The following is a 20,561-nucleotide window of genomic DNA, read 5'->3' on the forward strand; positions in this document are numbered from 1 at the left end:
AGGAAAAGGAACGACGTGGACAATGAGCGCCTACCTGATGCCATGCGCGACGTGGACCCGCTGACTCTCGAGGGGCGCGGCCTCTCCCCGACCAGCTCCGGGATCTCGGTGCCGCCCACCAAGCTCGCCCGGTGGCGCGCGGCCGCGGCGGCCACCGACCTCGATTTCGACGGCTGGGTCCTGTCGACGCTCGACTGTGCGGCGGATGACGTTCTCCGCGCGGACGAGTAGCGGCCGGTGGTTCCGGTTCGGGCCGGCCTTCCTGGTGACGAGCCGCCGCCCGATCAGCAGCGAGCCGGGGCGGGGGCACGAGGCCCGGATGGCGTTGTCTCGTTGGTCGCCCCTGGGCGGCCACCGACGACTCGAGACCGGCCACACTGTGGTGAGCATGATGGAACAGCATCTGACGAAGGTGAACCGCAAGGTGCGAATCGACCGGAGGCCCGACGTGCCGTTTTCCCTCCTGCCGGATCTGCGTGACCCAGCGTGAGTGGGAACCTATTCGCGATCAGCGATCTGCATGTCGCGTACAGCGACAATCGCCAACTCGTCGAGGATGGTCTGTATCCCGACTCGCCCGACGATTGGCTGATCGTCGCCGGCGACGTCGGAGAGATTTTTGCGGATGTGGAGAAGGTGCTCAGGCTCCTGCGGCAGCGGTTCGCACAGGTGATCTGGGTGCCCGGCAACCACGAACTGTGGACCGTCCGGGACGATCCGGTGCGCCTGCGCGGTGAGGAGCGATACCGGGCGCTGGTCGAGATGTGCCGGGAGAACGGCATCCACACGCCGGAGGATCCCTTCCCGGTCTGGCACGGCCCGGCCGGCAATGTCACCGTGGCTCCGCTCTTCACCCTGTACGACTACTCCTGGCTGGCGCCGGGCACCTCGTCCAAGAACGAGTCGCTGGAGTACGCGTACAGCACCGGCGTGGTCTGTACCGACGAGATGATGCTGTTCCCGGACCCGTACCCGAACCGGGAATCGTGGTGTGCGGCCCGGGTGGTCGAGTCCGAGCGCAGGCTGAGCAGCCTTCCGCCCGGGACCCGGACCGTGCTGGTCAGCCACTGGCCCCTGGTCCGGCAGCCGACCGAGGTTCTGTGGCATCCCGAGTTCGCGCAGTGGTGCGGCACGACGCTTACGGCCGGCTGGCACACCCGCTTCCGGGCAGAGGTGGCCGTCTACGGCCACCTGCACATCCCGCGGACGACGAGCTACGACGGCGTGCGCTTCCAGGAGGTCTCGCTCGGCTACCCCCGCGAGTGGCGCCGCCGATCGAACCGGCCGACTTTGATGAGGCGGGTGCTGCCGTGATCGAGCGGGTGCTGCCGGACGGCGTGATCGCCGTCGAGTCGTTCACCGACGATCCGGGTGAGCTGCCGTTCCCCGGCGAGGAGGACCTGGTCGAGAATGCGGTTGAGGGCCGTCGCCGGGAGTTCGTCACCGCTCGTCGCTGTGCGCGCGAAGCGCTGGCCAAGCTCGGCCATCCGCTGGCACCCATCCGTCGCGGGCCCATGCGCGAGCCGCAATGGCCGTCCGGTGTCGCCGGCGCGATCACGCATTGCGCGGGCTATCGCGCGGCCGCGGTCGTACCGAAGGCCGTCTTGTCCTCCGTCGGTATCGACGCCGAGCCGGACCGGCCGCTCCCGGCCGACGTCGAGGAGTCGATCGCCCTTCCGGCCGAACGGCAGATGCTCGCGTCCCTCGCAGGCTCGCATCCGGGGATCCAGTGGGACCGTCTCCTTTTCAGCGCCAAGGAGTCGGTGTACAAGGCGTGGTTCCCGCTGACCCGTCAGTGGCTGGACTTCGAGGACGCCCGGGTGGTCGTCCACCCGGAGAACGGTTTCTTCACGGCCACCGTCCTGCCGGCGGACGCGCCGATACGCACGTTCCACGGCCGGTTCACCACCGGGTACGGCCTTATCGTCACCGCGGTGAGCGTGGCGGCGGGCGGTACCAGCCAGCATTTGCTGCCTGGCCATTAGGAGAGATGTCGTGGAACTCCAGCACGTCAACGCCACCGTCAAGACGCCGGCGACCGCGTTCACCGGCGACGTCTACAGGTTGCCGGGTGGTCACCGGGTACACGCTGATGTTCTCGGCGCTGCTGCTGTTCGCCGGCACGTTCGCCGGCCGGATCGGCGCGCGCCGGGCGTACAAAATCGGGATGTTGATCTTTGTGGTGGCCTCCGCGGGGTGCGGTTTCGCGCCGGGTCTCGGCCGTGCTGGTGCTGCGCCGGGCCGCCGGCTCGCCGCGGACCGTGACGCCGTTCGACGGGACCGGGCAGATCGCCACCCTCGACGCGCTGCCGGTGGCCGAGGGCGGCCACCACACCGACGAGCAGATGCAGATGATCGAACGCTAGAACCGGGCGGGCCGGTTCTCATCGGGACCGGCCCGCCCGGCAGTTTCCGAAGGTCTACCGATCCTGCGGCCGTACACGGTCCGACGGTCACCCCGCAGCCGATGCCGGGCTGACCACCGGGCCGGCGCGGATCTCCCGACGGCCGACAACAAGCGGCAACCGATTGACCCCCGAACCGGCTCGCGGCTGCACTGAGCCCCATGAGTCCACTTGTGTCCCGCGCCAGCCTCGGTGACCGGCCGGTCCCGCCGGAACGGATCGTGCACCTGGGTCTCGGCGCGTTCCACCGCGCCCACCAGGCCTGGTACACCGCGCACGCCACCGACGCCGCCGACTGGGGAATCGTCGCGTTCACCGGCCGTAGTCCGCAGCTCGCCGACCGGCTCGCCGCTCAACAGGGCGTCTACACGCTCGTCGAGCGCGGCACCGGCGGCGACCGGCACGAGGCGATCGGCAGCATCGTGCGGGCCGAGCCCGGCAGCGACGTGGGCGCTTTCGTCACCGCGGTCGCGCATCCCCGCACCGCGATCCTCACCCTGACCGTCACCGAGGCGGCCTACCGGTTCGCTCCCGGTGGCGGCCTCGACCTCTCCGACCCGGCGGTGAGCGCCGACATCGACCTTTTCAGAAACCTTTCGAGGGTACGGACAGAGCACCGCCTTGCGTACCCGACGACCGTGCTGGGCCGCACCCTGCTCGGCCTGCGAGCGCGTCACCGGGCCGCGGCACCGCCGCTGGCGATCGTGCCGTGCGACAACCTCGCGGCCAACGGCGACGTCGTGCGCCGCGCCCTGGAAACCTTCGCCGCGCAGGTGTCACCGGCGTTGCGCGACTGGTTGCCCACCGGCGTGCGCGTGGTGTCCACTTCCGTCGACCGGATCACCCCGCGCGTCACCGTGCAGGAGACCGGCAGGGTGAAGGAGGCGACCGGGTGGCGCGACGAGGTTCCGGTGGTCACCGAACCGTTCGCCGACTGGGTGCTCGCCGGCGACTTCCCGGCCGGCCGGCCGGCGTGGGACAGCGCCGGCGCCCGGTTCGTCGCCGAGATCGGCCCCTGGGAGACCCGCAAGTTGTGGCTGCTCAACGGCGCGCACTCGCTGCTCGCCGCGACCGGCCCGCTGCGCGGGCACACCACTGTCGCGCAGGCGTTCGCCGACCCGTCGTGCCGCGCCGCGGTCGAGGCGCTCTGGGACGAGGCGAGCCGGCACCTGCCCGATCTGGCGCTCGACGACTACCGCACGGCCCTGGCCGAGCGGTTCGCCAACCCCCGCATCGAACACCACCTCGCCCAGATCGCCGAGGACTCGCTCACCAAGCTGCGCCTGCGGATCGTGCCGGTCGCACGGCGCGAACGACGAGCCGGGCGCCCTGCCACCGCCTGTGCCGTCGCTGTCGGCGCCTGGATCGCGGCCGGCGGCGGCTCGCTCGGCGAACTGGATCCGCAACTCGCCGCCGACCACGACTTCCGTACTGCCGTTCACCAGGCGAGGAAAACCCTTCCGGGCGGTTCGCGCGTCGACGCCGGCTGAGCTCAGCGAGGTGGCACGGGGCGGCCGGCGACCACGGCAGCCGACCCGGCCTCCTGCAGCACCACACGCTCGGGCCGCCCCGTACGCAGTGCCAGGTCCGCGACGTCGTCGATCTCCGTGTCGTCCATCGTGGACTCCTTCGTCGGCGGAGCACAGCTCATCGCAGTGTCGCCAGGGCCGGCAAGCGGTTGCCAGAAGTCGCGGGCGCCCCTACCGTGGGCAGCCCGGCAGACGTGGGGAGACCATGGCGGACCAGGTGACCAAGTCGCCGACGATCTACGACGTGGCCCGCGCCGCCGGTGTCGCCTCGTCCACGGTGTCACGCGCCTTCGCCCGGCCCGGCCGGGTCAACGCCGAGACCGCCGAACGCATCCGCAAGGTCGCGGCGGAGCTCGGTTACCGTACGAACCCGCTGGCCCGAGCCCTGCCCACCGGACGCACCTGCCTGATCGGCCTGGTCATCTCGGACGTGACGAACCCGTTCTACAACGAGATCATCCGAGGCGCGCAGGCGGCCGCGACCGAGGCCGGCTACACCATGCTGCTCACCGACGCACAGGAGTCCGGCGTCAAGGAACGCGAAGCCCTCGAACGATCCGTCTCCCTGGTCGACGGGATAGTCCTGGCGAGCTCCCGCATGTCGGACTCGGCGATCCGGATGATCGCCAAGCAGCGCCCGGTGATCGTGCTCAACCGTGCGGTCAGCGACGTACCGAGCGTGGTCACCGACAACCCGCGCGGCATGCGTCGTGCCGTGCACCATCTGGCCGAACTCGGCCACGAGCGGATCACCTACCTGGCCGGGCCGGAGGCGTCGTGGGCCGACGGCACCCGCTGGCAGGCGTTGCGTGAGGCCGTGCACGACGTGGACCTGCACGCGCACCGGATCGGCCCGTTCGAACCCACCGTGGCCGGTGGCGCCGCGGCGCTGGCCGACCTGGCCCGGCATCCCACCTCGGCGGTGATCGCCTACAACGACCTGATGGCGATCGGCCTGATCCGGGCGCTGACCACGGCCGGAGCCCGGGTCCCCGACGACGTCAGCGTCGTCGGCTTCGACAACGTCTTCGCCGCCGAACTGGTCACCCCCGCCCTGACCACGGTCGCCGCGCCGCTGCACGCGATGGGTCAGGCCGCGGTACGCAATCTGCTCGCCCTGGCTCGCGGCGCCCGGCCCACCACGCACGGGCCGGTCAGCCTGCCCGCCCAACTGGTGGTCCGGGCCTCGACCGCTCACCGCAGGCGGAACAGCACCTCCCCGGCCTGGGGCACCACGAGGGTTTCCGGGTCGGCGGCCAGGGCCTGAACGTCGACCGCTGCCGGGTCCAGGTAGTCGAGGTTCGCCGCCCGCACCACCGGCTCCGCGATCCCGGTGGCCAGGGTGACCGTGACGCGCGACTGCTCGCCGTGCTCCGGATCCCAGGTCCCGGCACCGCGAAGGTGGGTGGAATGGGCCAGCACTCCCCAGTGCTGGCCGGCGAACCGGTCCCACTGCTTCACGAAGTAGTCCCGGCAGTGGTAGCCGAGCTGCTCGATCTCCGGGTGCATCGCGGAGATCCGGGTGATGTGCGGCGCGTAGATGATCACCTGTCCGCCGTCGGCGACGATCGGCTCGACCTTGTAGAAGCCTTTCGCGCCGGTCCACATGTCGTCGTACTTGTCCGGGATGATCGACAGCACCCGCCGCACCGGCGCGTCCAGGTAGCGGACGTGGGTCTCCGCCGAGACGTCCGCGCACGCCGCCCACGCCTGCTCGGGCGGGCCGAACGCCGCCGCGTGCAGCGCGCCCGAACCGGACTGCACGACCAGGCACAACGCCAGCCGGTGGGCCGGGATCATCGCGGCGGCCTCGTCGATCAGCGCCCGGACCGGGGTGATCCCGCGGGTGCCGATGATCGCGGCGCTGCTGATCAGGGCGCCCAGCCAGTGCGAGAAGTCGATGATCTCCTGCCCGGCGACGCCGGGGAAGAAGTACTTGTTGCCGCCGGAGAAGCCGACCACCTCGTGCGGGAACACCGGGCCGATCACCAGGCAGACGTCGTGTTCGGCGACCGCCCGGTTCAGGGTCACGTCGATCGGCTGGCGCATCCGGCCCTCGGAGAGCTCCGCCACCCGCTCCGCGGTGATGCCGCCGAGCGAGACCAGCCGGTCCGGGTCCCACCACTCGTGGTTGCGGACCTCGAACCCCGGATAGGGGCCGCCGAGGTGTTTCGCGAGCTGGGCCTCGGACATCGGCGCGTGGGTGCCGAGCGCGATCAGCACGGTCACCGCGGCCGCCCGCCCGTGCAGGGCCTCGTGCACCGCGCCGAGCAGCAGCGGGAGCGGGCAGCTGCGGGTCGCGTCCGGGACGATCACGCACACCCGCCGGCCGTGCAGATCCTCGTCCGCGAGCCGGTCCAGCACGAACGTGCGCACCTGCGCGTCGGTGAGAACCTGCCCGGCACCGCCGATGATGTTTTCCATCACCGCACCGTGCCCCGGCGAGCGCCCCGCCCGCAACGACGCCGGGCAACAGATGGCAACTCTTTGCCACGCGGCGACAACCATCCGCACGCTCAGCGGCATGGCAACCGATCCCGTCCTGAACCCGCACCCCGACCGGCTGCTGCCCGCCGCCGAACCGGCCCGATCGGTCGCCCGGCGGCTCTACCGGGCGGTCCGCGACCTGCCGATCATCTCCCCGCACGGTCACGTCGACCCCCGCGTCCTCGCCGAGAACATCCCGTTCACCGACCCCACCGCCCTGTTCCTGCAACCCGACCACTACGTGACCCGGCTGCTGCACGCCGGCGGGGTGCCGCTCGACGCGCTCGGCGTGGGCCGGGGTCCGCTGCCCGCGGCGCAGGCGCGCGCCGCCTGGCGGCTGCTCTGCGCGAACTGGCACCTGGTGGCCGGCACCCCCGTCCGGTACTGGCTGGAAAGCGAGCTGGCCGACGTCTTCGGCATCACCCGGCGGCCCACCGCGGCCTCCGCCGACGACATCTACGACCAGATCACCGCCCAGCTGGCCGGTGCCGGCCACCGGCCCCACGCGCTGCTCGACCGCTTCCGGATCGCCTTTCTGGCCACCACCGACGACCCCGCCGACTCCCTCGCCGCGCACGCCGCGCTGGCCGTGGACCCGGCCGTGACGACCCGGATCGTGCCGACCTTCCGTCCCGACCGCTACCTGGAAGCCGGGCGGCGCGACTGGGCCGAAGCCGTCGACCAGCTCGGCGTGGCCGCCGGCATCGACACCGGCTCCTATCCCGGTTTCCTCGCCGCCCTGGAACAACGGCGGCAGGTGTTCCGCGCGCACGGCGCCGTGTCGGCCGACCACAGCCACGCCGACGCGATCGCCGTCCCCGCCGACGACCCGGCCGGCCTGTACCGCCGGGCACGGGCCGGCCAGATCACCCCGGCCGAGGCCACGGCGTTCCGCCGCCACATGATCTGCGAGATGGCCCGGATGTCCTGCGACGACGGCCTGGTGATGACCCTGCACCCGGCCATCCACCGCAACCACCACCCGGGCACGCTCGCCGCCTTCGGGCCGGACAGCGGCCACGACATCCCCACCACTGTCGAGTTCACCCGGGCACTGCAACCGCTGCTGGCCCGTTACGGCACCCATCCGGGGTTCCACCTCGTGCTGTTCACCACGGACGCGACCGTCTACAGCCGCGAGATCGCCCCGCTCGCCGGCTTCTACCCGTCGGTGTACGCCGGTGCGCCGTGGTGGTTCCTCGACAACCCGTCCGCCATCCGCTCCTACCAGCAGGCCGTCACCGAGATCGCCGGCTTCTCCCGGCTGTCCGGTTTCATCGACGACACCCGCGCCTTCTGCTCCATCCCGGCCCGCCACGACATGGCCCGCCGCCTCGACGCCGGTCACCTCGCCGAGCTGGTCACCGCGCACCGCCTCGACGAGGACGAGGCCCTCGACATCGCCACCGGGCTCGTCACGACCCAGCCCACCCGCGTTTTCAAAATCGACGGATAGCCGAGACACACCTGAGCCGGGCCGCGGCTCAGCGCCTAATCGGCAGGGGGCAGGCCACCGGTGCTCAGGACCGCCAGGTCGAGCGCGACCTCGCGCGGCTGCTCCCCGGTCCGGCCGGGTGTCGCCAGGCTGCGGCGGGCGATCTTCTCCGCGTACATGCCGGCGTCGGCGGTGGCCAGCAGGGCGTCGGCGGTGGGTTCGGCCAGCTCGCCGGCGGCGGCGCGGCCGATGCTGGCGCCGATCTCGTAACGGTGGTCGCCGTCGCGCACCGGTTCGGTGACCAGGTCGCGCAGGCGTCCGGCCAGGGCGAGCGCGTCCGCCTCGCCGGTGAGGTTCTCGGCCAGCACGACGAACTCGTCGCCGCCGAGCCGGGCGGCCAGGTCACCCGGGCGCAGGGCGCCGGTGAGCCGGCGACCGAACTCGACGAGCACGAGGTCACCGGCCGCGTGCCCGTACCGGTCGTTGATCTGTTTGAAGCCGTTGAGGTCGAGGAAGTAGATGACCGGCCCGTAGCCGGCCGGCCGGGCCAGCGCGGCGGTCAGGCGCGCGATCAGCGCCGGGCGGTTGGCCAGTCCGGTCAGCATGTCGTGTTCGGCCTGGTGGGCGAGGACATCCCGGACGCGTTCCTGATCACGGACCACGCGCAGGAAACGGGCCAGCACGAACGAGGTGAGCAGGACGGCCGAGCAGATCAGCGAGATCCGGCTCAGCAGGGTGACGGTCACCAGTGCGGCCATGATCGGTAGCGTCAGCATGGCGACCCCGAGGAAGACGACCCGGGCCGGATGCAGCCGGCGGTCGTGGGGACGGGGATCGGCGAAACGTTCGGCGCCGTGGTGCAGCACGGTGCAGATGAGCAGCACGTTGCCGAGCAGCAGGACGCCGTCGAAACGGCTGATCTGGTCGTCGGACATGGTGGGGAAGATGATCGGCATGGTGGACTCGAAAAGGTCGCCGAGCAGTTCTAGGCCCACCGCGAGGATCAGGAACCGCACCGGTCCGCCCTTGGCGCCGGGTGAGAACGCCAGCACGGAGACGGCGACGAACAGCAGGACGTTGGCGACGGGGTAGAGGACGGCCAGCGCGACACCCGGTGAGAAGTGCTGGTTCTGAGCCGCCGGAAGGATGAGAAATTGCCCGAACAGCCAGGCGATCACGACGGACATGGTCAGCCCGTGCAGGAAGCTGTCGCGCAGCCCGCCGGTGGACCGGAGCCGGGCGAGGCGGATCAGCCCGGCGGCGAGGAAGGGGTTACCGCCGATCCACAGCACGTCCGAGAGTGACATCTCGCCCTCGGCCAGCGAGAGGGTGTGACACAGTCAGGATCTTTGCTCAGCGATCCTGTGTTTTAGTATTTTTCCGTGGCTTTTCTTCGTCTGGCCCTGGCCCTGGCCGCGGACGCCCGGCTGTGACGCTCACGCTCACCGCGACGGCGACCTGCACTGCCGGGTCGGCGCGGGTGGTGTCCGGGACGCCGGAGAAACCCGGCCTGCAGCAGTCGGTGAGCCGGCGGGTGTTGTTCGAACGGACCGGGTTCCTGACCGGGCTGGTCCAGCAGTTGGCTACCGGGCTGCTGGCGTCGGTGTGGACCGACCGGGATCTCGATCAGCTCGCTTCCGGCATCGACGTCGCGGGCAGGAAGCTGCCGTCGAAGGGGTGGATGGCGCTGCGCCGGCTCGGTTGGACCGTGGTCGTGCCGGCGGGTGTGCGGGTGCCGGACCGGGTCCTTCGCGTAGCCCAGGAGGAGGCCGCCCGGGCGTTACGGCTGGTGGTGCACCGCCGCGCCGTCACCGACGCGATCGTCGCGAGTTGGCCCGCCGACCCGCACCGGCGCACCGCGGACGACTGGGTTCTGCTGCGCACGCTACTGCCGGCCGGCACGGACAACGCCACGATCCGTAACCGGACCCGGCAGATCGCGGCGTTCGTCGCCCGGAACGGCCGGTTGCCGAAGGGATTCACCGAACTCGAGGACCCGCCGGTGGTTTCGGCTCAGGTACTGCTCGCGGCCGCGGACCGGCAACTCGTGCGCATGCACCGCATCGATGGACACCGGGCGCGGCTGTGGGTGCAACTACCGATGATGGCTGCTCCGGGCTCCTATCACGACTGGAGTTGGCACGACATCGCCGTGCCCCTGCCGCCGACCGTCGCTCCGGCCGCGAAACTGTGCACCCCTACCCTGCGGCCGGACGCCGGGAAGGTCCGGGTCGACCTGCCGTTCGACACCGCCGTCGAACCGGCACCACTGGCCGGCCACAAACGGGCGATCGGCGCTGACTGGGGCTACAACACCCTGCTCACCGCCGTCGTCGCCGAGCCAGGACCAGACGGCGATGTCGTGTCCTCCGGCCGGGCACTACGATTCGACGCCGCCGGGGTATCCCGCAAACTCGACCGGCTACGCCAGCACCGCGAACACCTGAAAACGAAGATCACCCACCTGGAGAACCTCGCCGCCGGCCGCCCGAACGGCCTGGACACCGCGGCCGGGACGAAACTCGCACTACTCCGGCTGCACCACCGTCAGGTGTGCGCCAAGATCCGGAACATCGGCCGCGCGCTGGCATGGTCGGCCGCGCGGTGGCTGATCGACCAGGCCCACGCCGCCGGTGCCACCGTCGTCTACCTCGAAGACCTGACATCAATGGAAACGCCGGGGAGTTCGAAAGCCTGGAATCGCCGGTTGTCCGGCGCGACCCGCGGCGTTCTCGCCGACGCGGTCCGGCACCTCGGCCTTCGAGAACACATCGCGGTCGTCACCGTCCCCGCCCGCGGAACCAGCTCCGGCTGCCCTCGCTGCGGCAGCAAACTCCGGCACGTCCAAGCACCCGACAACCACCGGGCAGCACATCCGTGGGCGCTCTGCACCTGCGGGCACTCGGCAGACCGCGACTTCTCCGCCGCGCAGCGCATCGCCGCACGCGGCCTCGCCGGGCAGCACCGCACCGCCCGCAACCGAGCAGGTCACGCATCCGTGCGGGACACCATCGACGTCCCGGTACGACGCGCGAAAACGCCAACACCACGACCGGCATCGCGACCGGCAGCCAGCCGGGACAAGCACCGGCCCACCCCGTCACGACCACGCCGGCAAGCGAGTCGTGCCTCAGAACTCACCCCTGCTGCCCTCGCGACGGCAGGATCCTGCCCAGCCCCCACCAGGGCTGCCCAGCGTCCGGCAGGACGGACACCCCAGAACCCCACGGTTCAGGTGCCGGGGACCCCCAAGTCCCACACGTTTTCCTTCAACCGCACACACACCCGACACCGGGTACGGCGGGCCGTCCTCGGCCGAGGCTTCCACCACCACGTCCACGCCACACCGCTACTACGGCGGTCAGCTAAACGTGCTGGCGAAACGCCCGGACCACACAGGATCGCATAGGTAAACCGAGACGCTCTCGAGGATGTCGTAGAGCACGTCGCCGACCAGCCACATGGTTTCCGCGATCATGATCAGAATGAAGCTGCTGCGGGCCCGCCCCCGCAGCGTGCGCAACCGCCACCAGCCCAGTGCCACGGCCGTGGTGTACATGATCAGGTAGGACCCGTGGGCGTACCAGGTGCCGGGCGCCGCTGAGGTCACCACGGCGGCCGCCAGGCCGGCCAGTGCCACCCGTCCGGCGGAGAGCCGTTTCATACCCGACCAATCGGCAGCCGCCGTTGGCGATGAAGAGTCTCGACGCCCGCAAGATCTGATCACCGGACACCACGGTGCTCGGATGCGATCATTTCCGAGCGATTGTCTTCGGTTCGTTCTCACGACCCGGTTGCCCGTCGCACGATGGTGAACCTCCCTCCGATCCAGCCCAGCCGGACACCACCCGAACCCGGCACCAGGTCGCCAGGGCCGACGACGTTCCCGGTCGTCGCCCGAGGCGGGGCGGATCGGCTTCCCCCTGGAGATCCGTCATGGGTTTCATCAATCGCCCGCTCGTCATCACCGCGGCCGCCGTCGCGGCCGCCCTGGCCGGTGGGGTCGTGCTCGCCAGCAGCTCGGATGCCGCCACCACGGCTGCTGCCGCTGTCACGGCGCCGCCGGCGAACGCCACGTTCGACTACCAGATCGGTGGCGCCTACACGCCGCCGTCGGGGGTCACCGTGGTCAGCCGGGACCGGACCGCCACCGTCGCGCCGGGCATCTACAACATCTGTTACCTGAACGCGTTCCAGACCCAGCCCGACGAGAACCTGAGCAGCCCGGACCCGAGCGCGTACGGCACCAGCGCGTGGTGGAAGAAGAACCACCCCGATCTGCTGCTGAAGAACAGTGCGGGCGCCTACGTCGAGGACAAGGACTGGCACGAGTTCCTGTTCGACATCTCGACCGCCGCCAAGCGTGATTCCCTGATGACGATCGTGGGCGGCTGGATCGACGGCTGCGCGAGCGCCGGCTACCGGGCGATCGAGCCCGACAACCTCGACTCGTGGCAGCGCTCGGGCAACCTGCTCACCTCGACCAAGGCCGTCTCGATGGCGACCGCGCTGGCCACCCGGGCGCACGCCAAGGGCCTGGCGATCGCGCAGAAGAACGCCGGTGACCTGGGCAGCCAGGGCAAGACGGCCGGCCTCGACTTCGCGATCGTCGAAGAGTGCGGCCGCTACACCGAATGTGACACGTACACCAGCGTGTACGGCACCCACATGATCGACATCGAGTACAACAACAGCGGCTTCAGCAAGGCCTGCAGCGCGATCGGCGCCACGGTCTCGGTGGTTCGCCGCGACGTCGAGGTGGTGCCGGCCGGCAGCGGCGGTTACCAGTACGACGCCTGCTGATCCGCGGAGTGCTGCGGACACCTCGGCCTCTGCACCTGCCACCGCAGGTCCAGAGGCCGAGGTGTCTCAGGTGGAGTCGCGGATCACCAGCTCGGTCGGGAGGATGAGCGGGGTGGCCTGCTCGCCGCGGATCAGGGCCAGCAGCATGCGGGTCATCTCCCGGCCGAGGGCCACTATCGGCTGGTGGACCGTGGTGAGGGCCGGGCGGGTGTACCGGGCGGTGACCACGTCGCTGAAGCCGACGACGGCGACCCGGCCGGGGACCTCGATGCCGCGTTCGTGCAGCACGCCGAGGGCGCCGGCGGCCATCGCGTCGGAGGCGACCGCGACCGCGTCCAGGTCGGGGTGCTCGGCGAGGAGCCGGGTCATCGCCGCGGCGCCGCTCGCCTCGCCGAAGTCGCCGTGGGCGACCCGCTGGTCGCCGAGCCCGGCCAGCGCGAGGGCTTCGCGGAATCCCAGGTAGCGGGCGGTGCCGGCGTACTGGTCGAGCGGGCCGGTGATGGTGGCGATCCGGGTGCGGCCGGTCGAGACCAGGTGTTCCACGGCCTGCCGGGCGCCGCCGCGGTTGTCGGCGTCGACGTACCACCGGGGCGGGTCGCCGAGGGGCCGGCCACCGTAGACGACCGGGACCCCGCCACCTTCGGCAATCTTGAGCAGCGGGTCGTTCTCGCGGACGGCCAGCAGCATCACGCCGGCCGCACCGCGGGCCTGCAGGACCCGGGCCAGCCGGCCCCGGCCCTTGTCGGAGGCGGCCATGATCAGCGTGAGGTCGAGCTCCGACTCCTCCATCATCATGTTGACGCCCGTGATGATCTCGGCGAAGAACTGGTTGGCGAACAGCGCCGAGTCGTCGCTGGAGATCGCCAGCACGACGGCGCCGCTGCGCTGGGTGGCGAGCGAGCGGGCGGCGAGGTTCGGTACGTAGCCGAGCTCGCGCACCGCCGTCTCGACGGCCCGGCGGGACTTGGCCCCGACGTTCGGCGAGTTGTTGATCACGCGAGAGACGGTGCCGGTGGAGACCCCGGCGAGGTGGGCCACCTCGGCAAGGGTCGGCTGCCGGGTCGTCACCCGCTCACTGTAATCGTTCACACCGCCGACCGGCCGATGACCCCGCGGTACCAGTGGCCGCTGTCCTTGACGGTGCGCCGCTGGGTCGCGTAGTCGACGTGCACGAGCCCGAAACGCTGGGCGTAGCCGTACGCCCATTCGAAGTTGTCCAGCAGCGACCAGGCGAAGTAGCCCTTGAGCGGGGCGCCGAGGCCGATGGCGTCGTGGCAGGCCGACAGATGGTCGCGCAGGTAGGCGATGCGGTCGTGGTCGTTGACCGGCTCGTCGAAGGCGGCGCCGTTCTCGGTGACGTAGAGGTCGAGGCCCGGATAGTCGTCGTGCAGCCGCACCAGCAGATCCCGGAGCCCGCCGGCGTCGATCTCCCACCCGATCGACGTGCGGGGCAGTCCGCGGTCGACCTGCACGACCGTCTCCGAGCCGACATAGGCCGACGGGCGCGCCTCGGTCCCGCCGGCGACGAGCATCGGGGTGTAGTAGTTGACGCCCAGGAAGTCCAGCGGCGTCGCGATGACGGGCAGATCCTCGTCACGGACGTGCCCGAAGTCGGTGATGCCGGCCAGGTCGGCCCGGACGTCGTCGGGATAGCGTCCGGCCAGCAGGGGTTCGAGGAACAGCCGGTTCTGCATGCCGTCGATGCGCCGCGCGGCGTCCTGGTCGGCCGGGGTCCGCGGGGCGACGTGGGTGAGGTTGAGGGTGATGCCGACCGCGCCGCGGCTCATCCGGCCGGCGGCGAGCCCGTGCGCGAGCATGAGGTGGTGAGCCGCCCGGATCGCTGCTCGCGGGTCGCGGCGCCCGGGTGCGTGCCGGCCGGTGGCGTACCCGAGGAAGGCCGAGCACCACGGCTCGTTGAGCGTCGTCCAGTGGGTGATCGTGTCGGACAGGGCATCGTGGACGGCCGCCGCGTAGTCGGCGAAGCGGTACGCGGTGTCGCGGGCCGGCCAGCCGCCGGCGTCCTCGAGCGGCTGGGGCAGATCCCAGTGGTACAGGGTCGGCCACGGCTGGATGCCGTGCTCGAGCAGCGTGTCGGTCAACCGCCGGTAGAAATCGAGTCCGCGCTGGTTGATCGATCCCGATCCGAGCGGATCGACCCGGGACCAGGCGATCGAGAATCGGTACGCGCGCAGGCCGAGACCGGCCATGAGCACGACGTCGTCGCGGTAGCGGTGGTAGTGGTCGGCGGCCATCTCGCCGGTGTCGCCGTTGTCGACCTTGCCGGGGGTGGCCGCGAACGTGTCCCAGATCGACGGCTGCCGCCCGTCGATGGCGACCGCCCCCTCGATCTGGTAGCTGGAGGTGGCGGCGCCCCAGAGGAATCGGGGATCGAAGGTCTTCACGCCTTGACCGCTCCTTCCATGATGCCGCCGATGATCTGCCGGCCGAAGGCGATGAAGATGACCAGCAGCGGAAGGATCGCGACGAGCGCGCCGGTGAACATCAGGGTGTAGTCGGTGTAGTAGCTGGTCGACAGCTGGCTGAGGGAGACCTGCACGGTCGGGTTGTCGGTCTCCAGCACGGCCAGCGGCCAGAGGAACTCGTTCCAGGTGGCCATGAAGGTCAGCAACCCGAGCACGGCGGCGCCGGGACGCAGCGCCGGAAGGGCGACGGTCCGGAACGTACGGAACGTGGAGCAGCCGTCGACGTAGGCGGCCTCGATGAGCTCGTCGGGGACGGCGCGTTCGGCGTACTGCCGCATCAGGAAGACGCCGAACGCGGAGACCAGGAACGGCACGATCACCGCCTGGAGCTGGTTCTGCCAGCCGAACTTCACCATGATCATGTAGAGGGGGATGATGCCCATCTGGACCGGGATCATCATGGTGCCGAGGATGACCAGCAGCAGCGCGTTGCGTCCGCGGAACCGCAGCTTGGCGAAGGCGAAACCGGCCAGTGCGCTGAAGAAGACGACGCAGACGGTGACCGTGGCGGCCGCGATCGCCGAGTTGATCATGCCGGTGAGGAAGTAGGCCTCCTCGGCGCCGAACAGCCGCCCCAGATTCGCGAACAGGTTGCCGCCCGGGGTCATCGGCGGTGGCCAGTCGCCGATGACGTCGTTGGAGCGGGTCGCGATGACGAACAGCCAGTAGAGCGGGAAGACCGACAGCGCGATCGCGGCGACGAGGGCCGCGTAGGTCGTGCGCATCCTTACCTCATCCTCCGGGTGATCAGGTAGTTGATCAGGGCGACCACCATGATCAACATGAAGATCATCCAGGCCACGGCGGCGCCGTAGCCGTAGTCGAAGTCGCGGAACGCGTTCTCGAACATGTACATCGACACCGTCTGGAACTGGCGCAGGCTGCCGCCGGAGATCGCGAAGTCGCCCTGCCCGAAGATCAGCGGCTCGGTGAACAACTGAAGGCCGCCGATGGTGGAGATGATCACCGTGAAGATCAGCGACGGCTTGATCATCGGGATGGTGATCGAGAAGAATTGCCGGGTCCGCGAGGCCCCGTCGATGGCGGCGGCCTCGTAGAGCACCCGTGGCACGGTCTGCATCGCGGCCAGATAGATCAGTGAGTTGTAGCCGGTCCAGCGCCAGTCGACCATCGTGGAGATGGCGAACCAGGACGGCAGACGCCCGGCCCGCCAGTCGATCGGATCCACGCCGATCAGGCCGAGCAACCCGTTGGCCACGCCGGCGTCGCGGTCGTAGATCTGGCTGAAGACGATGCCGACCGCCGCCACCGACGTGACGATCGGCGCGAGCACCCCCAGCCGGAACAGGGTCCGCCCGCGCAGCGGCTGGTTGAGCAGCGTCGCCAGGATCAGGGCGAACACCAGTTGCGGCACCGTGGCCATCACGAACATGCCGAGGGTGTTGACCACCGCGTTCCAGAAGTCCGGATCGGCCATCAGCGTGGCGTAGTTGTCCAGGCCGACGAAGCCGGTCTCCCCGGCGATCCCCCAGTCGTGCAGCGAGACCCAGGCGGTGTACGCCAGCGGGTAGAGCCCGAAAACCGTGAAGATCACGAAAAACGGAGCGATGAAAACGTACGGCGAGACCCGCCGGTCGGCCCGGGTCCACCACCGGGTCGTCGGCCCCGGGTCCGGGGCGGTGCGGGGCGCACGGACGTGCAGATCGGCCACCATCAACTTTTCCTTTGCGATCGGGTGGGCAGCACCCGGGATCGGCCGGGCACTGCCCACGCGGGATGGCTGATCAGCCGGCGCGCCGGGCGTCCTCGAGGGCCTTGGCCCAGGCCGCGTCCGGGGTGAGCTTGCCCTGCTCCACAGCGGTCAGCGCGGCTGTCACGCGGTCGCCGACGGCGAGGTTGCCGGGGCCGAGATAGACCGGCGTGAGCGCCTTGACGCTGTCGCCGAAGATCCGGCCGACCGGGGCGTTGCTGAAGTAGGGATTGGTGAACGACTTGACGGCCGGGTCGTCGATCGCCTGCGGTGACGACGGGAAGTTGTTCTTGGCCTTGAACGCCGTCGTCTGCCCCTTCGGCGAGGTCAGGAACGCGGCGAGCTCGGCCGCCTGCGCCTGGTGCTTGCTCTGCGTCGGTACGGCCAGGAACGAACCGCCGCGCACCGCGCCGTTGCCGGGCACCTTGGCCACGTCCCACTTGCCGGCGTTCTCCGGGCCGGACTGCTTCTCGATGGTGGCCAGCATCCAGGACGGGCAGGGGATGGTGGCGAAGGTGCCGTTCTTGAAGCCGGCGTTCCACTGCGGGCTGTACGCCGCGATGTCGGCCGACAGCCCCGCCCCGACCATCTCGGTGGCCTTGTCCCACGCGGTCTTCACCGCCGGGTTGGTGTCGATGACCAGCGTGTTGGCGGTGTCGTAGTAGGTGTGGTCGCTCTGCTGCATGAGGATGTTCTGGTAGAGGTTGCCGGCCGAGTCGAAGAATCCCGCGCCGGTCTTCGCGGCGACGAACTTCTTGCCGGTGGCCAGGTAGTCGTCCCAGGTCGGCCACAGCGCGCCGACCTGTTCGCGGTCGGTGGGCAGGCCGGCCTTGGCGAACAGGTCGGTGCGGTAGCACAGGCCCTGTGCGCCGACGTCGGTGCCGAGCCCGACCAGCTTCTTGCCGTCTGCCGTGAGGGCCTGCTTCCACTTCCACTCGAGGAAGTTGCCCTGCAGTGAACCGGCGCCGTGCTCGAGCAGGTTGACGAACTTGTCGGGCTGCCCCATGAACTGCACGAGGTTGCCCTCCTCGAGCGCGACGACGTCGCCGGCGCCGCTGCCGGCCGCCAGCCACTGCTGGAGCTTGGGGCCGTAGTCGCCGAGCTTGGCGATGTTCTCTTCCTTGATCTTGATGCCCGGATGCGCCGCCTCGTACTGCTGATAGAGCTCGTCGTAGCCGAACTGGTTGAACGTCTTGACGATCAGGGTGGTCGTTCCTGACTCGCTCTCGCCGCCACCGCACGCGGCGACGGCCGCGACCAGCACGCCGGCGATCGAGCCCGCCAGCAGGTTCCGCAGTCTCACGATGAGCCTCCCCAAAATTCGCAAGCGCTTACAAACGCCTGGCCTGTGAGTTCACCTCAAAAGATCGCGCTCGAAATGAAGCGCTTACAAAAAGTAGGGGACCCTGGCGCGATCTGGCAAGGCCTGAGTTCACGTCCCTGCAATGAAGCGCTTACACGCCCGACCATTTCTGGTCGTTGTGGAGCGATTCTGCGCACCTGCTGGATTCGGCTCGGCACCACGCCTATCCATGGACGTAACTTCCCCCTAACACCGGAGAAACAGTGATGACTCGTTTCCGCACGCTGGTGGTGGCCGTCCTCGTCGCGGCAGTCGCCGGGATCGTCCCGGCCGCCGAGGCCTCGGCCAGTCCGATCACCGCGACCAGCGGCTTCCTCGTCGACCCCGACTCCGTCCCCAACACCTGGGTGGCCGCCCACCCGAGCGACTCCCGATCCGCGACGATCAAGGCGCAGATCGGGAACTACGCGATCGCGAAGTGGTTCACCTCGTCGTCCGGCCCCACCATCGGCAGCGCGGTCGGCGCGTACGTCGGGCGCGGCCAGAACGCCGGGAAACTGCCGATCCTGGTCGCCTACAACCTGCCCGGCCGGGACGCCTGCGGCGGCGAGTCCGCCGGCGGTGCCGCCGACGCCGCGGCCTACCGCTCCTGGATCGCCGCGTTCGCCGACGCGATCGGCACCCGCCCCGCCGTGGTGATCATCGAGCCGGACGCGTTCGGCGACTACTCGTGCATGAGCGCCTCGGCGATCTCGGCCCGCAACGCGCTGCTCACCTTCGCGGTCACCCAGTTCGCCACCCGGGCGAGCAACACCTGGGCGTACCTCGACGCCGGCAACGCCGGCTGGGTGGCGCCCGCGACGATGGCGACCTACCTGCGCAACGCCGGGGTGGCGTCGGTGCGCGGCTTCGCCGTCAACGTCGCCAACTACTACACGACCGCCTCCTCGATCACCTACGCGAACAAGGTCAACGCCGCGCTCGGCACCGCCACGCCGTTCGTGATCGACACCAGCCGCAACGGCAACGGCAGCAACGGCGTCTGGTGCAATCCGGCCGGCCGCAAGCTCGGCACCCACCCGCAGATCGGCGGTGGCGCCGAGCTGCTGCTCTGGATCAAAACCCCGGGTGCCTCCGACGGCCTCTGCGGCATCGCGCCGACCGTTCCGGCCGGCACGTTCAGCCCCGACCTGGCCATGCACCTGATCACCGGAGCCTGAGCCGCGACATTGTCGGTGACCCGGATCCGGAGCATGATCTCTGGATCCGGATCCCCAAGGTAGGTGCTGTGAACCCGGTCCATGTCCTGAACGCTCAGCGCCGCGAGCGCATCCTCGCCGAGCTGCAGAAACACGGCGCGGTGCGGGTGGTGGAGCTGGCCGAGGAGTTCGGCGTCAGCGCCATCACCGTGCGCCGCGACATCGCCCTGCTGGCCCACGAGAAGCGCCTGGTGAAGGTGCACGGCGGCGCTCTGCCGTTGCCGGAGGCGCCCCGCCGGGCCGTCGGGCCACCGGCCCGGCTGAGCATCGGGATGATCGTGCCGACCCTGGACTTCTTCTGGCCGGCGGTGATCGGCGGTGCCCGCACCGCGGCCGCCATGCTCGGTGTCGACCTGCGACTACGCGGTTCCAGCTACGACCCGGGCGAGGACCAGCGGCAGATCGCCCAGCTGCTCGGATCGGAGTCGCTCGACGGGGTGCTGCTCGCCCCGGACGTGCACGACGACCTGAGCGGGATCAGCACACTGAGGATCCCGTGCGTGCTGATGGAACGGGCCGCGCCGGTGTGGGGGCCGGGCCCGCAGCCCCTCGAGTCGGTGCGCAACGACCACGACGCCGGCGTCGAGAGCGCGCTGCAGCACCTGGCCCGCCAGGGGCATCGCCGGATCGGGCTGGTGGTCACCCCGATCAGTCCGAACGCGCAGCTCATCGAGCAGGGCTTCACCCGTGGCGAGCAGCGCGGCCCGATCATCCGCGACACCCTGCGGGGGGATCCCGCCCGCGCCGGCGACGTCCTCGACGCGTGCCGGGCGACCGGTACGACCGCGCTGATCGTGCACAGCGACCCGGACGCGATCACCCTGATCCGGGCGGCCACGGCCCGGGGCATCCGCATCCCCGACGAGCTCGCCCTGGTCTCCTACGACGACGAGGTAGCCCAGCAGGCCGACCCGCCGCTGACCGCGGTGCGCCCGGCCAAGGGCCAGATCGGCCGGATGGCGGTGGAGATGCTCGTCCTGCGCCTCGGCGAGGGCAACCGCCGCCCCGCCAACCGGCTGCAGCTGGTACCGAACCTGATCGTGCGTGGCACGTCGGTGCCGCACGCGCACTGATCGAGGTTGATCATTTTCGACCGGTCCTGACCAGTCGATGGAGACCTCCGGCAACGTGCGCGTAATACCGTTG

Annotated in this window: 21 protein-coding genes; 12 read left to right on the top strand and 9 right to left on the bottom strand. The window is 70.2% G+C overall.

Annotated features, from left to right (window positions below):
- Positions 1 to 15 precede the first annotated feature (15 nt).
- From Apa02nite_RS33670 to Apa02nite_RS33695, 6 genes are all read left to right on the top strand, one after another.
- Complete coding sequence (locus tag Apa02nite_RS33670; RefSeq protein WP_203828649.1) at positions 16 to 231, top strand: hypothetical protein; 216 nt, start codon at positions 16 to 18, stop codon at positions 229 to 231.
- The gene (locus Apa02nite_RS33675; protein WP_203828650.1) at positions 206 to 490 is read left to right on the top strand and encodes a hypothetical protein; all 285 of its coding nucleotides are present in this window, start codon (positions 206 to 208) and stop codon (positions 488 to 490) included. The genes Apa02nite_RS33670 and Apa02nite_RS33675 overlap by 26 nt, the downstream gene beginning before the upstream one ends.
- Positions 487 to 1,314 (top strand): metallophosphoesterase family protein, encoded by an 828-nt coding sequence (locus Apa02nite_RS33680; RefSeq protein ID WP_203828651.1) that lies wholly within the window; start codon positions 487 to 489, stop codon positions 1,312 to 1,314. The genes Apa02nite_RS33675 and Apa02nite_RS33680 overlap by 4 nt, the downstream gene beginning before the upstream one ends.
- Positions 1,311 to 1,985, top strand: coding sequence for a 4'-phosphopantetheinyl transferase family protein (locus Apa02nite_RS33685; protein ID WP_203828652.1), 675 nt, complete (start codon positions 1,311 to 1,313; stop codon positions 1,983 to 1,985). The genes Apa02nite_RS33680 and Apa02nite_RS33685 overlap by 4 nt, the downstream gene beginning before the upstream one ends.
- A 237-nt stretch (positions 1,986 to 2,222) precedes the next feature.
- Positions 2,223 to 2,366: a hypothetical protein gene (locus tag Apa02nite_RS33690; protein ID WP_203828653.1), complete on the top strand. Its 144-nt coding sequence runs from the start codon at positions 2,223 to 2,225 to the stop codon at positions 2,364 to 2,366.
- A 200-nt stretch (positions 2,367 to 2,566) separates the two neighbouring features.
- On the top strand, positions 2,567 to 3,895 hold the full coding sequence (locus tag Apa02nite_RS33695; RefSeq protein ID WP_203828654.1) for a mannitol dehydrogenase family protein: 1,329 nt from the start codon (positions 2,567 to 2,569) through the stop codon (positions 3,893 to 3,895).
- Positions 3,896 to 3,897: 2 nt separating this feature from the next.
- Here the strand turns inward: Apa02nite_RS33695 and Apa02nite_RS52010 are convergent, their stop codons facing one another.
- Positions 3,898 to 4,023, bottom strand: a complete 126-nt coding sequence (locus Apa02nite_RS52010; RefSeq protein ID WP_275412558.1) for a hypothetical protein — start codon at positions 4,021 to 4,023, stop codon at positions 3,898 to 3,900.
- A 116-nt stretch (positions 4,024 to 4,139) separates the two neighbouring features.
- Between Apa02nite_RS52010 and Apa02nite_RS33700 the strand changes: the two genes are divergently transcribed.
- A complete protein-coding gene (locus Apa02nite_RS33700; protein WP_203828655.1) occupies positions 4,140 to 5,201 on the top strand; it encodes a LacI family DNA-binding transcriptional regulator in 1,062 nt (353 codons plus the stop codon).
- Here the strand turns inward: Apa02nite_RS33700 and Apa02nite_RS33705 are convergent.
- A complete protein-coding gene (locus Apa02nite_RS33705; protein WP_203828656.1) occupies positions 5,129 to 6,358 on the bottom strand; it encodes a lactate racemase domain-containing protein in 1,230 nt (409 codons plus the stop codon). The genes Apa02nite_RS33700 and Apa02nite_RS33705 overlap by 73 nt on opposite strands.
- A 100-nt stretch (positions 6,359 to 6,458) precedes the next feature.
- Between Apa02nite_RS33705 and uxaC the strand changes: the two genes are divergently transcribed.
- Positions 6,459 to 7,877 carry a glucuronate isomerase gene (gene uxaC, locus Apa02nite_RS33710; protein ID WP_203828657.1) on the top strand — a complete coding sequence of 473 codons (1,419 nt, stop codon included), beginning with the start codon at positions 6,459 to 6,461 and terminating at the stop codon, positions 7,875 to 7,877.
- Between the two features lie 35 nt (positions 7,878 to 7,912).
- Here uxaC and Apa02nite_RS33715 read toward each other — a convergent pair whose 3' ends face one another.
- The gene (locus Apa02nite_RS33715; RefSeq protein ID WP_203828658.1) at positions 7,913 to 9,163 is read right to left on the bottom strand and encodes a GGDEF domain-containing protein; all 1,251 of its coding nucleotides are present in this window, start codon (positions 9,161 to 9,163) and stop codon (positions 7,913 to 7,915) included.
- Between Apa02nite_RS33715 and Apa02nite_RS33720 the strand changes: the two genes are divergently transcribed.
- Positions 9,157 to 11,265, top strand: coding sequence for a zinc ribbon domain-containing protein (locus Apa02nite_RS33720; protein WP_203828659.1), 2,109 nt, complete (start codon positions 9,157 to 9,159; stop codon positions 11,263 to 11,265). The two genes, Apa02nite_RS33715 and Apa02nite_RS33720, sit on opposite strands and share 7 nt — an antisense overlap.
- Here the strand turns inward: Apa02nite_RS33720 and Apa02nite_RS33725 are convergent.
- Positions 11,218 to 11,520, bottom strand: a complete 303-nt coding sequence (locus Apa02nite_RS33725; protein WP_203828660.1) for a hypothetical protein — start codon at positions 11,518 to 11,520, stop codon at positions 11,218 to 11,220. The two genes, Apa02nite_RS33720 and Apa02nite_RS33725, sit on opposite strands and share 48 nt — an antisense overlap.
- 272 nt (positions 11,521 to 11,792) lie before the next feature.
- On the opposite strand from Apa02nite_RS33725, the gene Apa02nite_RS33730 reads away from it, so the two are divergent.
- Positions 11,793 to 12,659, top strand: coding sequence for an endo alpha-1,4 polygalactosaminidase (locus Apa02nite_RS33730; protein ID WP_203828661.1), 867 nt, complete (start codon positions 11,793 to 11,795; stop codon positions 12,657 to 12,659).
- 66 nt (positions 12,660 to 12,725) lie between these two features.
- Here the strand turns inward: Apa02nite_RS33730 and Apa02nite_RS33735 are convergent, their stop codons facing one another.
- The 5 genes from Apa02nite_RS33735 to Apa02nite_RS33755 all read right to left on the bottom strand — a co-directional run bounded on the left by Apa02nite_RS33735 (position 12,726) and on the right by Apa02nite_RS33755 (position 18,156).
- Entirely contained in the window at positions 12,726 to 13,727 is a 1,002-nt protein-coding gene (locus tag Apa02nite_RS33735) for a LacI family DNA-binding transcriptional regulator (RefSeq protein WP_203828662.1), read from the bottom strand.
- A gap of 17 nt (positions 13,728 to 13,744) precedes the next feature.
- Entirely contained in the window at positions 13,745 to 15,061 is a 1,317-nt protein-coding gene (locus Apa02nite_RS33740) for a GH1 family beta-glucosidase (RefSeq protein WP_203828663.1), read from the bottom strand.
- Positions 15,058 to 15,867, bottom strand: coding sequence for a carbohydrate ABC transporter permease (locus Apa02nite_RS33745; protein WP_203828664.1), 810 nt, complete (start codon positions 15,865 to 15,867; stop codon positions 15,058 to 15,060). The genes Apa02nite_RS33740 and Apa02nite_RS33745 overlap by 4 nt, the downstream gene beginning before the upstream one ends.
- A 2-nt stretch (positions 15,868 to 15,869) precedes the next feature.
- Positions 15,870 to 16,817 (bottom strand): carbohydrate ABC transporter permease, encoded by a 948-nt coding sequence (locus tag Apa02nite_RS33750; protein WP_203828665.1) that lies wholly within the window; start codon positions 16,815 to 16,817, stop codon positions 15,870 to 15,872.
- Positions 16,818 to 16,887: 70 nt separating this feature from the next.
- Positions 16,888 to 18,156, bottom strand: a complete 1,269-nt coding sequence (locus Apa02nite_RS33755) for an ABC transporter substrate-binding protein (protein WP_239164746.1) — start codon at positions 18,154 to 18,156, stop codon at positions 16,888 to 16,890.
- 266 nt (positions 18,157 to 18,422) lie between these two features.
- Here Apa02nite_RS33755 and Apa02nite_RS33760 point away from each other — a divergent pair, with 266 nt between their 5' ends.
- Entirely contained in the window at positions 18,423 to 19,376 is a 954-nt protein-coding gene (locus Apa02nite_RS33760) for a glycoside hydrolase family 6 protein (protein ID WP_203828667.1), read from the top strand.
- A 68-nt stretch (positions 19,377 to 19,444) separates the two neighbouring features.
- A complete protein-coding gene (locus Apa02nite_RS33765; RefSeq protein WP_203828668.1) occupies positions 19,445 to 20,488 on the top strand; it encodes a substrate-binding domain-containing protein in 1,044 nt (347 codons plus the stop codon).
- Positions 20,489 to 20,561 lie beyond the last annotated feature (73 nt).

Source organism: Actinoplanes palleronii (assembly GCF_016862315.1).
GTDB lineage: Bacteria > Actinomycetota > Actinomycetes > Mycobacteriales > Micromonosporaceae > Actinoplanes > Actinoplanes palleronii.

Coding starts and splice junctions, on each gene's coding strand:
- Apa02nite_RS33675 (WP_203828650.1), top strand. CDS start 206: ATGACGTTCTCCGCGCGGACGAGTAGCGGCCGGTGGTTCCGGTTCGGG.
- Apa02nite_RS33695 (WP_203828654.1), top strand. CDS start 2,567: ATGAGTCCACTTGTGTCCCGCGCCAGCCTCGGTGACCGGCCGGTCCCG.
- Apa02nite_RS52010 (WP_275412558.1), bottom strand. CDS start 4,023: ATGGACGACACGGAGATCGACGACGTCGCGGACCTGGCACTGCGTACG.
- Apa02nite_RS33700 (WP_203828655.1), top strand. CDS start 4,140: ATGGCGGACCAGGTGACCAAGTCGCCGACGATCTACGACGTGGCCCGC.
- Apa02nite_RS33705 (WP_203828656.1), bottom strand. CDS start 6,358: ATGGAAAACATCATCGGCGGTGCCGGGCAGGTTCTCACCGACGCGCAG.
- uxaC (WP_203828657.1), top strand. CDS start 6,459: ATGGCAACCGATCCCGTCCTGAACCCGCACCCCGACCGGCTGCTGCCC.
- Apa02nite_RS33715 (WP_203828658.1), bottom strand. CDS start 9,163: ATGTCACTCTCGGACGTGCTGTGGATCGGCGGTAACCCCTTCCTCGCC.
- Apa02nite_RS33725 (WP_203828660.1), bottom strand. CDS start 11,520: ATGAAACGGCTCTCCGCCGGACGGGTGGCACTGGCCGGCCTGGCGGCC.
- Apa02nite_RS33730 (WP_203828661.1), top strand. CDS start 11,793: ATGGGTTTCATCAATCGCCCGCTCGTCATCACCGCGGCCGCCGTCGCG.
- Apa02nite_RS33745 (WP_203828664.1), bottom strand. CDS start 15,867: ATGCGCACGACCTACGCGGCCCTCGTCGCCGCGATCGCGCTGTCGGTC.
- Apa02nite_RS33750 (WP_203828665.1), bottom strand. CDS start 16,817: ATGGTGGCCGATCTGCACGTCCGTGCGCCCCGCACCGCCCCGGACCCG.
- Apa02nite_RS33760 (WP_203828667.1), top strand. CDS start 18,423: ATGACTCGTTTCCGCACGCTGGTGGTGGCCGTCCTCGTCGCGGCAGTC.